The 14667-nt window shown below is 46.5% G+C and carries 16 protein-coding genes; 12 read left to right on the forward strand and 4 right to left on the reverse strand.

Annotated elements, in window-relative coordinates; all coding sequences use genetic code 11:
• The first annotated feature begins 16 nt into the window (after window positions 1-16).
• The 3 genes from DXN05_RS06015 to DXN05_RS06025 are packed head-to-tail and all read left to right on the forward strand — an operon-like array spanning window position 17 to window position 2514.
• Window positions 17-622, forward strand: coding sequence for a LutC/YkgG family protein (locus tag DXN05_RS06015; protein ID WP_245975135.1), 606 nt, complete (start codon window positions 17-19; stop codon window positions 620-622).
• Between the two features lie 21 nt (window positions 623-643).
• On the forward strand, window positions 644-1408 hold the full coding sequence (locus tag DXN05_RS06020) for a UDP-2,3-diacylglucosamine diphosphatase (RefSeq protein WP_116846267.1): 765 nt from the start codon (window positions 644-646) through the stop codon (window positions 1406-1408).
• 8 nt (window positions 1409-1416) lie between these two features.
• Window positions 1417-2514, forward strand: coding sequence for a mechanosensitive ion channel family protein (locus tag DXN05_RS06025; RefSeq protein ID WP_116846268.1), 1098 nt, complete (start codon window positions 1417-1419; stop codon window positions 2512-2514).
• A gap of 28 nt (window positions 2515-2542) precedes the next feature.
• Here DXN05_RS06025 and DXN05_RS06030 read toward each other — a convergent pair whose 3' ends face one another.
• A complete protein-coding gene (locus DXN05_RS06030; protein WP_116846269.1) occupies window positions 2543-3085 on the reverse strand; it encodes a thioredoxin family protein in 543 nt (180 codons plus the stop codon).
• A complete protein-coding gene (locus DXN05_RS25025; protein ID WP_245975136.1) occupies window positions 3082-4653 on the reverse strand; it encodes a MerR family transcriptional regulator in 1572 nt (523 codons plus the stop codon). The genes DXN05_RS06030 and DXN05_RS25025 overlap by 4 nt, the downstream gene beginning before the upstream one ends.
• A 105-nt stretch (window positions 4654-4758) precedes the next feature.
• On the opposite strand from DXN05_RS25025, the gene DXN05_RS06040 reads away from it, so the two are divergent.
• From DXN05_RS06040 to DXN05_RS06050, 3 genes are all read left to right on the forward strand, one after another.
• The gene (locus DXN05_RS06040; RefSeq protein WP_116846270.1) at window positions 4759-5607 is read left to right on the forward strand and encodes a 3-hydroxyacyl-CoA dehydrogenase family protein; all 849 of its coding nucleotides are present in this window, start codon (window positions 4759-4761) and stop codon (window positions 5605-5607) included.
• A gap of 33 nt (window positions 5608-5640) precedes the next feature.
• Complete coding sequence (locus tag DXN05_RS06045) at window positions 5641-6618, forward strand: NAD-dependent epimerase/dehydratase family protein (RefSeq protein ID WP_116846271.1); 978 nt, start codon at window positions 5641-5643, stop codon at window positions 6616-6618.
• 544 nt (window positions 6619-7162) lie between these two features.
• On the forward strand, window positions 7163-8065 hold the full coding sequence (locus tag DXN05_RS06050; protein ID WP_147313843.1) for a TlpA family protein disulfide reductase: 903 nt from the start codon (window positions 7163-7165) through the stop codon (window positions 8063-8065).
• 52 nt (window positions 8066-8117) lie between these two features.
• On the opposite strand, the gene DXN05_RS06055 is transcribed toward DXN05_RS06050, so the two are convergent.
• Entirely contained in the window at window positions 8118-9065 is a 948-nt protein-coding gene (locus DXN05_RS06055) for a UDP-3-O-(3-hydroxymyristoyl)glucosamine N-acyltransferase (protein WP_116846273.1), read from the reverse strand.
• Window positions 9066-9487: 422 nt separating this feature from the next.
• Between DXN05_RS06055 and DXN05_RS06060 the strand changes: the two genes are divergently transcribed.
• The 6 genes from DXN05_RS06060 (at window position 9488) to tsf (ending at window position 13754) form a co-directional block, all read left to right on the forward strand.
• Window positions 9488-10075 (forward strand): pseudouridine synthase, encoded by a 588-nt coding sequence (locus DXN05_RS06060; protein WP_116846274.1) that lies wholly within the window; start codon window positions 9488-9490, stop codon window positions 10073-10075.
• Window positions 10068-10535 carry a GNAT family N-acetyltransferase gene (locus DXN05_RS06065; protein WP_116846275.1) on the forward strand — a complete coding sequence of 156 codons (468 nt, stop codon included), beginning with the start codon at window positions 10068-10070 and terminating at the stop codon, window positions 10533-10535. Before DXN05_RS06060 ends, DXN05_RS06065 begins: the two co-directional genes overlap by 8 nt.
• 436 nt (window positions 10536-10971) lie before the next feature.
• A complete protein-coding gene (rplM, locus tag DXN05_RS06070) occupies window positions 10972-11415 on the forward strand; it encodes a 50S ribosomal protein L13 (RefSeq protein WP_116846419.1) in 444 nt (147 codons plus the stop codon).
• Between the two features lie 47 nt (window positions 11416-11462).
• Complete coding sequence (gene rpsI, locus DXN05_RS06075) at window positions 11463-11852, forward strand: 30S ribosomal protein S9 (protein WP_116846276.1); 390 nt, start codon at window positions 11463-11465, stop codon at window positions 11850-11852.
• 48 nt (window positions 11853-11900) lie between these two features.
• Window positions 11901-12779: a 30S ribosomal protein S2 gene (gene rpsB / locus DXN05_RS06080; protein ID WP_116846277.1), complete on the forward strand. Its 879-nt coding sequence runs from the start codon at window positions 11901-11903 to the stop codon at window positions 12777-12779.
• Window positions 12780-12917: 138 nt separating this feature from the next.
• Window positions 12918-13754, forward strand: coding sequence for a translation elongation factor Ts (tsf, locus tag DXN05_RS06085; RefSeq protein WP_116846278.1), 837 nt, complete (start codon window positions 12918-12920; stop codon window positions 13752-13754).
• Between the two features lie 169 nt (window positions 13755-13923).
• Here the strand turns inward: tsf and DXN05_RS06090 are convergent, their stop codons facing one another.
• On the reverse strand, window positions 13924-14574 hold the full coding sequence (locus tag DXN05_RS06090) for a tetratricopeptide repeat protein (RefSeq protein ID WP_116846279.1): 651 nt from the start codon (window positions 14572-14574) through the stop codon (window positions 13924-13926).
• Between the last annotated feature and the right edge of the window lie 93 nt (window positions 14575-14667).

Raw genomic sequence — 14667 nt, forward strand, 5'->3', positions numbered from 1 at the left:
TGCAAAAGAGAACATTTTGAAAAAGATACGACAGGCACTGATTAACCCGGTGCCTGTTCCTTTTCCACTCAGTGAAGGAACTGATAGTGTGTTTAAGCCGGCCAAACAGGAAGCGGAAGTAGAGTTTGCTGAAAACTTTACCAAACTGCAGGGCCGTTTTGTATTTTGTGTAAACGAAACCGAACTGGCGCAACAGCTCGATGCCCTGGCCAAAAGCCGTAACTGGCAAAAAGTATACTGCCAGGAGCCGGAGTTGCGCAGCATGCTGCAACAGCACGGCTACGATCAGCTGAATGCGCCCGATGTGCATACCTGTGATGCGGCCATTACCGGCTGCGAATGGCTGGTAGCACGTACCGGCAGCATATTGATGAGCAGCGCCCAGCCAAGCGGCCGTATTACCAGCGTATATGGCCAGGTGCATATTTGTATTGCCTATACCGATCAGCTGCTATACGATATCAAGGAAGCCCTGCAGCAGGTAAAGGATAAATACGAACAACTGCCTTCGCTGGTTACACTGGCCACAGGGCCCAGCCGTACGGCAGATATCGAGAAAACACTCGTGGTTGGTGTGCATGGCCCCAAAGAAGTATTCTGCTTCCTGGTAGAGCGCAGCTAACTACTGAAACCGTTTGACTACATGGAACTACAGCCCGGTAAAAAAATATACTTTCTCTCCGATTTTCATTTGGGCGCGCCCAATTATGACAAAAGTCTTGTACGGGAAAAAATGGTGGTGGCTTTTCTCGAAAGCATCCGCCACGATGCACAGGAAATTTTTATCGTAGGTGATCTGTTTGATTTCTGGTACGAATACAGGCAGGTGGTGCCCAAAGGCTATGTACGTATTCTCGGCAAGCTGGCCGAAATAACCGATAGCGGCATACCTGTTCATTTTTTTGTAGGCAACCACGATATGTGGATGCGCGGTTATTTTGAAAAGGAACTCAATATTCCTGTGTACCACGAACCCAAAACATTCAGCTGGAACGGGAAATCATTTTACATTGGTCATGGCGATGGATTAGGGCCCGGCGACCATGGCTATAAGTTCATCAAAAAAGTATTCCGCAACCCGGTTTGCCAGTGGTTATTCGGGTTATTGCATCCCAGCTGGGGTATTGGGCTGGCCAATTATTTCAGTCGTAAAAGCCGCGCCAAAACAGGTGCGGCAGATGCCGAATGGCTGGGTGATGATAAAGAATGGCTGGTAATTTACTGCCGCGAAGTGCTGGCCAAACAACATTTCGATTATTTCATTTTCGGTCACAGGCACTACCCTGTTGATTTCAAATTGTCGGCCGACAGCCGGTATATTAACCTGGGCGACTGGATTGTGTACTTTACCTACGCTTGTTTTGATGGCAGCGATATGCACCTGCAGCATTATACAAACACACCATAACTGCTGTTATGAAAGATTTTTTGCAATATACTTTTCTCGATAACAAGGTAGAAACCTACCTGTATGTATCAGTGTCTATCCTCATAGCGCTGATGATAAAAAGGTTTGTTTCACAAAACCTCGCCAACCTGTTGTTCAGGATATTTAACCGCGCCGGCCGCACATTTCATAAAAAGTCATTCCTCGATCTCGTTGTTGGTCCGCTGGAGTGGTTTCTGCTCGTAGCCCTGGTACTCATTGCGCTCGACAGGCTGAAACTGCCGTCTGTACTCGATTTCCGTATTCACCGTATTGAATCGCGCACCATCTTCGATTCGCTGGGTAATGCGGTATTTGTAGTGGTGTTTATCCGCCTCTGTATTCGCTGTGTACTGTTCTTCGCCATGATACTTGAAGAGAAAGCTACAGCAGGCACAGGGCACAACAGCAGCCAGCTGGTTAGTTTTTTCAGGGATTTCTTTAAAGTGCTGCTGATATTGCTGGGCATATTGCTGATACTGCATTTCTCTTTTAATTACGACATCAGCAACCTGTTAACAGGCCTTAGCCTGGTAGGTGCAGCCATTGCACTGGCCACCAAAGAGAGCCTCGAAAACCTGATCGCTTCTTTCATCATCTTCTTCGATAAACCATTTGCAGTAGGCGATACCGTAAAAGTAAACGGCTTCACCGGTACGGTGGAGAAAATCGGATTGCGCAGCACCCGCATACGCACTGATCAGAAAACCTATATTACTGTTCCCAATAAACAAATGGTAGATACTATTCTTGACAACATTACCATGCGCAGTCAGCGTAAGGTAGAACAACGCCTGGAGATTGGGTTATCTGTGCCGCCGGCACAATTAAAACAGGTAGTAACAGCCATCAAATCTATCCTGGACCGCTTCCCTGCTGTGCTCGACAACAATGTGTTTTTAAGTGATACAGGCAAAACTGCGCATGTGATAACCATGGATTATTTCACCTCTATTGCCCAAACCAACAGCGAGTTCAACAGCATGCGGGAAGACATTAATCTTGCAGTAATAGATATGCTGAACCAGCAACAGATCAGCTTTGCAGCATCAAGTACAGATGTGGTAGTACACCAGGCAAAAGCGTGAACCAACAGCTAATCGCTATCAGCTATTGTTACTTGATGGTATTTACAATCTCGCCCAGCTCTTTATCAATTTGCCCATACTTACCGTATTCCACTACACGGCCAACTTCTGTTCCGTCTTTCATTACAATAAAAGTAGGCACATTGGTAATATGGAAAGCGCTGTGCAGGTTATCAAGCGTGGTTTTGGCGCGGTCTACGCCGATAAGTGTAATATTATTGGCATTATAACCAGAGACATCGGCAAGGCGGTAAAATTGCGGCAGCAGGTTTTGTGTATCGTGGCACCAGGTGCCGCCGAAAATAACCACCTGGAACTGGCTGCCCTTTTTGCGGAAAGCATCTGCCGCAGCGGCATCTGCCATACCCAATTGCATATTCTGTTTAAACCAGTTGAAATGCACTGTATCAGCTTCAATATCTGCACGGCTGATAAGGCCTTTCAATACCACGGTTTCTGTGTCTGCTACTATTTCGTAAGCATGTACTGCATGGCCTGAAACCATTGGCTGGCGTGCTTTACAGGCTGCCAGGCCGGCAATGGCCAGGGCAGCAGCGATCAATATTCTCATGCCTGTAAATTCGATTTCATTTCCAGTAAAAAGCTGCGCAGTTTGGTGAGGGAGTATACCAGCTGTGTATGTGTGTCTGCTTTTTTCTTGTTGCCTTTCAGGTACTCTTTGGCACCTTCAATGGTAAACTTGCGCTGACGCAGCAAATGGTAAATCACCTGCAGGTTCTTGATGTCTTCTGGCCTGAAAAGGCGGTCGCCTTTTTTATTCTTGCGCGGGCGGAGAATATCAAATTCATTTTCCCAGTAACGGAGCAGGGAAGTATTTACATTAAACCAGCCGGCCACGGTGCTGATGGGGTAATATTGTTTTTCGTATAGTTCGTCATCGTTGGGGATGTTTACCATATCTACTTCCGCATCAATTTCGCGGAAGGATTTACGGCCACGTTTTTTGCCTGCTTCAGCAGGTGCAGGCATAATGTCTGCAGGCCTTGCATCGGTTTGTGCAGGCGCTTCAGGCTGCTCTGCTTTTTTGCGCGACTGTTTTTTTGATTTCGACAGCGGTGCAGTGTTGTAGGCAGGTGTAACGGGATGCACTTTGGCAACAGGCGCAGCAGGCTGCCAATGCCAGGAATCGGCGCTGGCTGGCTCAACAAGGCCGGCGTTGCCGCCATCTTCTTCCATCCAGGGTTGTTGTGCAACAGGCGCAATATCGATGGTTTCCGTAATGGGCGTTTCTTCTTCAACTGCAGTGGCTGTACCGTCTTCGGCAATTACTGCCGGCGTAGCCTCAACAGGTGTTGCTGTTGCTTCGATTGCCGGTGCACCGGCTGCTTCCAGGCTTTGCAGTTCTGCTTCAGCCAGCGCTTCAGCAAGTAGCACGTTGGTGCTAACCGGTTCTTCTTCCTGCACAGCAGTAATAACTTCGGCAGCTTCGCTAACAGCGGGTGCGGCTCCGGTTATTTCAGGTACAGTTTCAGTAATCACAGGTATAATTTCAGGGGTTGCTTCATCTGCTGTTTCTATCACCGCAGGCACTTTCAGCAGGTGTGTTTCTACTGCAATTGAGGCAGGCGAAGCTTCTTCCTGTACTTCAATGGCTGGTGCAGGTGTTGCTTCCACTGCTGCAACAGGTTGTTCCGGTACGGCTTCAACAGCCGGGCGCTTCCATTTTATTTTTACAGAAATCTTGTTGTCAGAAAAAATAACCGTGTTATTGGGAACAAAATTGCCGGTAGTGTTGGCTTCGGTTGCTGCATCCTGTTGCTCAGGTGCGGCATCTGTAACGGCCGGGGTTTCTTCCTGCTGCAATACCGTTGGTATGGCCTCGGGTTGCTGCAAAGCAGTTTCTGCAACAGGTGTTGTTGCCGGTGTTTCCTGTGCAGGGAATATTGTTTCGTTAACAGTTTCGGGTTGTGGCTGGGTAATGGGTTGAGGGGTTGGCGCATGACTTTCCGCTGCAGCGAAAACATCAAAAAGGCTCGGTTGCTCGAACGGAGACTTCCTGGTTTCCTGCACAACAGGTTCAACAGCCATTGCGGCAATACCGCCCATGGCTTTCTCTTCCTGTTCAACTTTAACAGGTTGCAGCTGATTGCCTAAACCAAACAGATCTAACTGTAGCATAATGTAAAAATAATAACCTTTCTGTTGCGTCCCGCGTTTTATGCACGTTGGTGGATAATATGTAAGTATCTTATTAACAACGTATGTTTGTAAAAACTATTGGTTATGGATAGTGCTGCGGTTGTTTGCGTTTGCGGGGCCGGTACTATGGGCAGCGGCATTGCACAATTGTGCGCCCAGGCAGGCTTCTCCACCCTGTTGTTCGACATCAGCGAACCTATGCTGGATACGGGCAAACAGCATATTACCGGCAACCTTGACAAGCTGGTAGCAAAAGGTAAATTAACCGCAGCAGCGGCTGCCGCCATCACCGGCCGCATCCGCTTTACCAGCCGCATAACCGAGTGCATCGCCGACCTGGTGATTGAAGCCATTGTGGAGAAAAAGGAAGCGAAGACCGATCTTTTTACCCGGCTGGCACAAATCAACACACCACAAACCATTTTTGCCACCAATACCTCGTCCATTGCCATTGCAGCTATTGCCGCAGGCGTGCCGGGCGAAGAACGCGTGCTGGGGATGCATTTTTTTAACCCGGCGCCGCTGATGAAACTGGTAGAAATTATCCGCGGTCCCAAAACCAGCGATACGGTAGTGCAATCCGTAACAGGTTTGGCCGCAATGCTGGGCAAAACAGCAGTGGTTTGTAAGGATGGTCCGGGATTTATTGTTAACCGTGTTGCCAGACCCTATTATCTCGAAGCCATGCGGCTGGTAGAACAGGGCCATACCACGATAGAACAGGCAGACCGGCTGCTGGAAGCAACAGGGTTTAAAATGGGGCCGTTTAAACTGATGGATTTAATTGGCATGGATGTAAACTATTCCGTTAGTAACATTGTATGGAATGCCCTGCATCAACCGGCAAGGCTGCAGCCGTCGGCACTGCAGCAACAGAAGGTAGCGGCAGGTGAACTGGGACGTAAAACAGGCAAAGGTTTTTATCAATATTGACAACAGCACACCGATTTAAAATTTTCGTACGTAATGATACTTGTAACAGGGGCAACGGGTTTGGTTGGCAGCCATTTAATCAAAGCATTGACGCAGCAGGGTAAAAAAGTGCGCGCCATTTATCATTCCACTGCCCCGGCAGCCGGCAATGATGCCCTGGTTGAATGGGTGCAGGCCGATATTCTCGACAGCTACTCGCTCGAAGCTGCCATGGAAGGCGTTGAACAGGTATATCATTGCGCAGCGATTGTTTCCTTTAACCCCGGCGACCGCCATTTAATTCATCATACCAATATTGAAGGCACGGCCAATGTAGTAAACGCCTGCCTGGAAAAAGACGTGCGCAAATTATTGTTTGTAAGCTCGGTGGCTGCCATTGGCCGTATGCGCAATTCGGAAACCATTGATGAAACCATGCAATGGAATGAAAAGGCCAACAACAGCGAATACGGCAAATCGAAATACATGGCCGAAATGGAAGTTTGGCGTGGTATGGGAGAAGGATTGAATGCAGTAATTGTAAACCCCGTGATTATACTGGGTGCGGCAGACTGGGATAAAGGCTCTGCAGGTATTTTTAAATCTGCCTACAATGAATTTCCCTGGTATACCGAAGGCGTAACCGGGTTTGTGGATGTGGCAGATGTGGTAAGGGCCATGCAGCTGCTGATGGATAGCGATGTGCACAACCAGCGTTATATACTCAGTGCTGAAAATATCACTTACCACCATTTGTTTAACCTTATTGCCAAAGCCTTTGGTAAAAAAATGCCGCATAAAAAAGTAACACCGCTTATGGCTGCACTGGTGTGGCGGGCAGAAGCAGTAAAGGGAAAATTAACCGGTAAAAAACCATTACTCACCAAAGAAACCACCGGTACCGCACAGGCGAAAGTATACTTCAGCAACAGCAAATTTCTCGAAGCATTTCCCGGCTTTGCCTACACACCTGTTGAAGTTTCTGTACAGCGTATCTGTCTTGAACTGAAACAAAAATATGCGCTGCCTTAACAGGAAGCAGTATTGCAGATAAGTAGTTTTAGTGTTATATTTAACGAGTTAAAACCTCGCCCTGAAACAACTGCTTGTAATATTACTTTCTGCATGCCTGTACCTGCCGCAACTGGCACGGTATATCGCTTGTGTAAAATGCGCTTATGAAGCAGCTGCAAACACTGATGGCGTTTCAGTTTGCGAATGCGAAAAGTTTAATGCGGCACAGACCGGCATCCCCGCATCCTCCACCACCAACAAACAACAATTCATTACCGATAAAACGGCTGACTGGCAATATCTTCTCACGCCATCCTGGTTGTTACAACACGCAGTGTTAAGCGTACATGCAACAGGTAAAATGCAGCACAACACAAGCATTGCGAAAGGTTGCTGTAACAATATTTTCCGGCCGCCGCGAATGATGTAAGCATATTTATTTATTGTTTTCCCAATGCTGATACACAGGCTGAAAACTGTGTGGTACCTGCATGTACCTGCTTGTGCTACAAACAAACAGGCACAGGATTTCTATTTCTTTACATCAATTAAAAACAAACTTATGCGCTACAATATATTGCTGTGTGCGGCCGCTATTGTTATGGCCGCAGCCTGCCACCGTGCAACGGTAACTGCTGTAACACCCTATGCCAATACTGAAATACGCAATGCCAAAGGCGATACCATCCTGGCCGGTCATTGTGCAACAGATATGCTGCTGCAACCACACTACAGGCAGTGGTTTCAGCAATCCTACAACAGCTATGCAGTTGATTCTGCCACGGCGCTGCAACTGCAGCCGCTGCTTGCCGGTAAAACCATCGAGGTATTCCTGGGAACCTGGTGTGGCGACAGCAGGCGGGAAGTTCCCCGGCTGATAAAACTGCTGCAGGTAGCTGCATTTGATACCAGCCACCTGCACCTGGTATTTGTTGACAATGCCCCCGGTACCTATAAACAAAGTCCGGCCCACGAAGAAAAAGGCAAACTGATACACCATGTGCCCACCATTATTGTATATGATAAAAAAGAACTGGGCCGTGTGGTGGAAACACCGGTTGTATCGTTAGAAAAAGACCTGCTGCGCATTGTTAAGGAAGGGGATTATGTAAGCAAATACAGGCTGGCAGAACATATGCGCAGGAAAGGATTGTATAACAGCAAACCCTTGCCTGATAAGCAGCTCAGCGATCTGGCAACTGAAGTAAAACCGCTTGCAGCCAATGCCGGTGAATTATCTGTGGTTGGTTTTGTACTCAATGCACAGCAGCAATACGCAGCAGCTTTGAACGTGTACCGTTTAAATATTTTATTGTACCCTGCAGAACCTGCTTTGTATGGAAGGGTAGCGGGTGTGTATGCAGCCATGGGTAACCGGGAAAAGGCAAAATGGTATTACAACAAAGTGCTGGAATTAAAACCCGGCGATATTGATGCTGCCAAACAATTAGCCTCCCTGCAATAGGCACAGGTAACAAAAGAAAACCCGTTATTCAGGCGAATAACGGGTTTGTTATTTAGCGCTGTTTCAGCTTTTCCCACATTTCCGGGATGCGTTTAATCCACACCAGTTCCCTGCGTTTGGTTTGCGCGTCTTCTGCAGGATAACCGAAGTAGGTTTTACCGCCTTCGAGCGAGGAAGGCACGCCGCTTTGTGCAAGCACTACGGCATTGGCGCCGATGGTTAATGTTTTGCTTACACCAACCTGGCCCCATAACGTTACACCATCCTCAATAACGGTTGCACCGGCAATACCCACCTGTGCAGCAAACAAACAATTGGCGCCTACATTGGTATCGTGACCAATATGCACCATGTTATCCATTTTGGTGCCTTTGCCTATGCGTGTAGAGGCGGTAACGCCCCTGTCAATGGTGCAGCCTGCGCCAATCTCCACATTGTCTTCTATTACCACATTGCCGCAGCTCTGCATACGTTTATACCACACTTCACGGTTTTTTTTGGTATTGTAGTAAAAGGCATCGCTGCCTATTACCGAGCCGGCCTGTATTATCACATTATCACCTATCACCGTATAATCCAGGATAGCTACATTCGGGTGTATAATACAGTTGTTGCCGATGGTTACATCGCGGCCGATAAATACATTGGGCATAACTACTGTATTGGCGCCAATAACCGCTGTATCACTGATGCTTTTGGTGGCAGCAGTGAAAGGTCTGAAATGATTTACAATAGCCAGGTATGCTTCAAAAGGTTCTTTTGTAACAAGCAATGTTTTACCAGCCGGCACTGTTACGTTTGACGTATTGATGATAATGTGCGTGGCATTGCTCTGAAGGCATGTATCATAGTATTTGGGATGATCAACAAACACCAGGTCGCCGGTTTCCACTTTATGAATTTCATTAATGCCAGTTGCCTGCGCCTGTGCATCACCTATAATTTCCGCATCAATCAAACCAGCGATCCATTGAACAGTTACCGGGGCGGGAAATTTCATAATTACTCTGTTTTAGGCGTCAAAGGTAGTAACCGGGCAGCTCCTTTGAGAAAATTTAATACAACATCCGGCTTGTTAAAAACAGGGCGCCGGCAACGTGAAATATACAGTGCAAAAACAACAGGTTTTACCATGCATAAAAACAACAGTGTTGTGTAATGCTGTAATGGTGCATGTTTCAGCGATCATTGTATACAAACATGTTTAATCGTTGTGCAACTAGGTGCATGTTTTTGCCTGGCAAGGGGAGCTAGAATGTAAGGTGTAATGCACATGATTCAAAAAAATGTGAATAAAATTGTTGCCATTTTTTTTTGTGTTAGAAAAAACTATTTTTAATATTGTGTTGGGAATTCGAATTCCCATTACTTACTAACCCATCCATATAGTAAAATCCCGCTTCGGCGGGATTTTTAGTTTGTATGAATTATTACTTCATTATCTACAAACCTTACCTCGTACTGTCGCAGTTTTCTTCGCAGGATGGCAAGCAATCACTCAAAGATTTTTTTGATGTGCCAAAGGATGTATACCCTGTAGGCAGGCTTGATTATGACAGTGAAGGTTTGTTGTTGTTAACAAACGACACGGCTTTAAATCACCGGTTGTTACATCCCTCTTTTGCACACGAACGTGAATACCTGGTGCAGGTAGATGGCGCTATTACCGAACAGGCCCTGCAGCAACTGCGCAGCGGTGTTATCATCAGTATTGATGGCAGGGAGCACCGCACGCTTCCGGCCAGGGCAACCCTGCTGCAACCATCGCCTGAGGTACCCGAACGCAACCCGCCTATCCGTTTCAGAAAAGATATTCCTGCACCATGGATCAGTCTTGTATTAACAGAAGGAAAGAACAGGCAGGTGCGCCGTATGACAGCCGCTGCGGGTTATCCCACATTGCGGTTAATACGCTACCGCATAGAAGCACTTGAACTGGGTGCATTACAACCCGGCGGTATTGTTTCACTGCCGCGCAAAACCGTTTACAAAAAATTATTCCATGAATAACCAGCATTACCAGACCAGCAGAGAGAATTTCATGATCAGTACAGACAAAAGTCTCTTACAGCCGGATGTAATTCATAACTATCTTTCTAATGAATCGTACTGGGCTAAAAACATTCCGTTTGAAATAGTAGAACGTTCGATTGAACATTCACTTTGTTTCGGGTTGTACGATGGCAATAGCCAAATCGGTTTTGCACGTATCGTGACAGATTATGCAACGTTTGCTTATCTCGCCGATGTATTTATAGTAACAGCATACCGGGGAAAAGGATTGGCCAAATGGTTAATGGAAGTGGTGCATGCGCATGCTGCTGTAGAAGGCATACGCACATTCCTGCTGGTAACAAGTGATGCGCATGGTTTGTATGAACAGTTTGGCTGGGAAGTACACCAACATCCGGAAAGGGTGATGCGCCGCAAAACCCGCCCTAATTTTTATGACCGCAGGCGTGAATCGTGAATCGTCAGTCGTAAGTGATCGAAGCGGGTACTTTGCTGTTGCCGGAGGCGATTTACCGCAAACAGGCTTGCAGCCCGACCTGCAGCTACTTTTGTGCCCTTTGCAGGTTTTCTGTTTGTGTTCTTTGCGGTTAAAAAAGCAATGCGCTTAACTAAACACCCTAGGTACTTCCCGGCCTGAAATTCCCGCCCGGGCACAATTTCTGTTAAAAAATGCCGTATTTACGCTGTTTTGAGGCGATAAACAGAATTATGGTGCAAAATTTTTATTGAAAATCAGCATATTGCAAAGGCGGTATGTAAAATAAAGCCCTCAATCGTTGGAAAATCCCCCAGGTATCGGCACCTTTGCGCTCCATAAATTTTCCGGTGGGTTAGCGCCGGGCCTTTCGGCAGGGGCCGAAAGTTTTTTTAAAAACAATAGAAAACAGAAGAAAATGAGCAAACTTCATTTCACAACCAAACACGCGAATGCGGCTACCGTACAACGCAATTGGTACGTTGTTGACGGTACTAATCAAACCGTAGGTCGTATGTGCGCAAGAATCGCTGCTGTTCTTCGTGGCAAGAACAAAGCGAGCTACACGCCGCACGTAGACACCGGAGATTATGTTATTGTAATCAACGCCGACAAGGTGGTATTTACCGGTAACAAATTCGAAGACAAAGAGTACATGCACTACACAGGTTACCCAGGTGGCCAGAAAGTGGAAACAGCTAAAGAACTGATCAAACGTCGTCCCGATGCATTGATTGAGCGCGCTGTAAAAGGTATGCTGCCTAAAAACCGTCTTGGCCGCAAAATGGTTAAAAAATTATTTGTGTATGCCGGTGATGTTCATCCGCACACTGCACAGCAACCTAAAGCGCTGAAGTTCTAATCATTGCCCCCAGGGGTTATTAACATTAACATTCCAAATCAGTATAAATGGAAAAGCAAAAAAATGCTGTTGGTCGTCGTAAAGAAGCTGTTACCCGCATTTTCTTAAGCAAGGGTGATGGAAAAATTACTATCAACAATAAAAACTATAAAGAATATTTTCCGCTGGTATACCTGCAGAACCAGGTAGAAGCTCCTTTGAAAACTGTTGAATCACTGGACAAATTTGATGTAAAAATCAATGCAGCCGGTGGTGGTTTAAAAGGCCAGGCCGAAGCAGCTAAACTGGGTATTGCCCGTGCACTGCTCGAGGTAAATCCTGAATACCGTCCTGCGTTAAAAGCTGCCGGTCACCTGAAACGTGATCCCCGTGGTGTTGAACGTAAAAAATTCGGTCACAAAAAAGCCCGTCGCAGCTACCAGTTCAGCAAACGCTAGTACGGTTTCTGCCAACAACAATAATAAAATCATTAATCATATTTTACAATGGAAAACAACACTTCATTACAACAGCAATTACTCGATGCGGGTGTTCACTTTGGTCACCTGCGTAAGAAGTGGAATCCTAAAATGTTGCCTTACATTTTCGCTGAAAAGAAAGGTATACATATCATTGACCTGAATAAAACCGTTGACCACCTGCAGGAAACTGCTGCTGCGCTGAAACAGATCGCAAAAAGCGGTAAAAAGATCATGTTCGTGGCCACTAAAAAACAGGCGAAGGAAATTGTGAGCGAGTGCGCTAAAAAAGTAAACATGCCTTACGCCACTGAACGTTGGTTAGGTGGTATGTTAACTAACTTCAACACTGTTCGTAAAAGCGTTAAGAAAATGCAGAGCATTGAAAAAATGCTGAACGACGGCAGTGCTGAAAGCCTGACTAAAAAAGAACGTCTTACTTTAAGCCGTGACAAAGAAAAAATGGAAAAAGTACTGGGCGGTATCGCTCAGCTGGGCCGTCTGCCGGCTGCTTTGTTCCTGGTAGACATTGGACACGAGCATATTGCACTGGCCGAAGCAAAACGCCTGGGCATCACTACTTTCGGTATGGTTGATACCAACTGCGATCCTAACAAGGTTGACTACGCCATTCCTTCAAACGATGATGCTACCAAATCTATCGCTATCATCACCAACTACATCACTGCTGCTATCGCAGAAGGCTTGGCTGAACGCCAGGCTGCCAAAGAAGATGATGTAGAAGAAGTGGATAATGAAAACGAGAAAAAAGCTGCACGTTTACAGGCTGAAGCTGAAGCTGAAGCTGCACGTGGCGGTAAAGTTCGTGGTGGTGCTGCTCCTAAACGCCGTGTACCCGGTGGCGCAAGCCGCAGGCCTGCCGGTGGTGGTGCTGGTCCCCGCTAAGCAAACAGAAACTTAATAGTTTCATCATTGAAATAGAAAATGGTTTACCAATGAAATGAAGAGTTTTGTGTAAACCATTTTCACTTTTTCCCTGTCACCAGACAGGAAATCTTTCAAAAATTCTCAAATTACTTCTCTATGTCAACTGTAGCAATAACAGCCGCTGATATCAATAAATTACGTCAGGCTACCGGTGCCGGTATGATGGATTGCCGTAAAGCCCTGACTGAAACCAACGGTGACTTCGAAGCAGCCATCGACTGGTTGCGTAAACAAGGCCAGAAAGTAGCTGCCAAACGCAGCGACCGTGAAGCAAAAGAAGGTGTGGTACTGGCTAAAACAACTGCTGATAACAAAACAGGTATTGTTGTTTGTATCAGCTGTGAAACTGACTTCGTTTCTAAAAACGCCGATTTCGTGGCCTTCGCTACCAGCATTGCTGACGCAGCTATCGCCAACAACGTAAAAAGCGCTGAAGAACTGAACGAAGTAAGCATCAACGGTGCTAAAATCTCTGACCTGATCAACGACAAACTGGCTGCCATCGGTGAAAAAATCGGTATCAGCAGGTTTGAAAGAGTGGAAGCGCCTTATGTTGCTTCTTATATCCACGGTGCAAACCGCATGGGTGTGCTGGTTGGCCTTGACAAAGCATCTGACGAAGCTGGTAAAGACGTGGCTATGCAGATCGCTGCCATGAACCCTATCGCTATCGATTCAGACAGCGTTCCTGCCGATGCAGTAGAAAGAGAAAGAGCTATTGTTACCGAACAGATTTCTCAGGATCCTAAGATGGCTGGTAAACCTGCCGAAATGATCGCTAAAATCGCTGACGGTAAACTGAATGCTTTCTTCAAAGAACAAACTTTACTTGCCCAGCCTTTCGTAAAAGACGGCGGCAAAAGCGTTGCTGAATACCTGAAAAGTGCAGGCGACGTGAAAGTTGTAGCTTTCAAAAGGGTTGCCCTGGGTTAATAAACTCCGCAACTTTAACCATATAAAGAGCAGGTGTATGTATAATGCACCTGTTTTTTTGTGCCCAACAAGCCCGTAAGTCGCCAGTCGTGAATCGTGTTAGTATGGGGCATAAAAAAGCGGTCACAGCTTAGCCGTGACCGCTTTTTAGCGGCATGCAGGATTAAGACTAACCCGGCATACGCATGATATTTTTTTCGAGCTGCCTGATCTGGTCTACCACTTCTTTTGATTTGGGGTTACAGGCTTTTGCCTTGCGGAAAAAGTCTTTGGCAGCACGGAATTCACGTTTGTTGAGAAAAATCTGGCACATGCTCAGGTAAGCGACAGCTTCGCTTTCTTTATCAGGAATACCTGCACGGATAGCAGCACGGATATATGATTCACCGTTACGCAGATCACCTTTCTGCAGGGCCATCATACCCAGCTGCAATTTGTTGGCACCTTCTGCTTCAGGCATCGGGGCACCCAGCTGTGAGCTTTTCTTGAGGTGTTTCTCAGCAGTATCAAAGTCCTGTTTCATCATGGCCAGGTTGCCTTTCACTGTATAAAACGTAGAGCGGATAGGTTTGTACAGCAGGTTGGGAAACCAGATAGTGCCCAGGATTTTTTCCACTGCTTCTACATTACCCTGCTCCATTGGCTCTTGTATGAGGCGCATAGGGCCGATAAAGAAGTGACTGAACAAGGCAATCACCCCCAGGAAATACAGCACAAATGCGGGCCAGAAACCACTGTTGATGTTTACAACAACGGCCAGTATGATAGACAGAATACCCAGCCAGAAACGGTATTTTATTAACTGATTGTAAAACTTCATAACTCAATTTTCGAGCGGCAAAGATACTGTGGATAATGCGAGATTGCGTGATTTTCAGCGCCGGAAACTGAGTTTTATTCTGCAATTCCGGCA

The sequence above is a fragment of the Deminuibacter soli genome (genome assembly GCF_003412455.1).
GTDB lineage: Bacteria > Bacteroidota > Bacteroidia > Chitinophagales > Chitinophagaceae > Deminuibacter > Deminuibacter soli.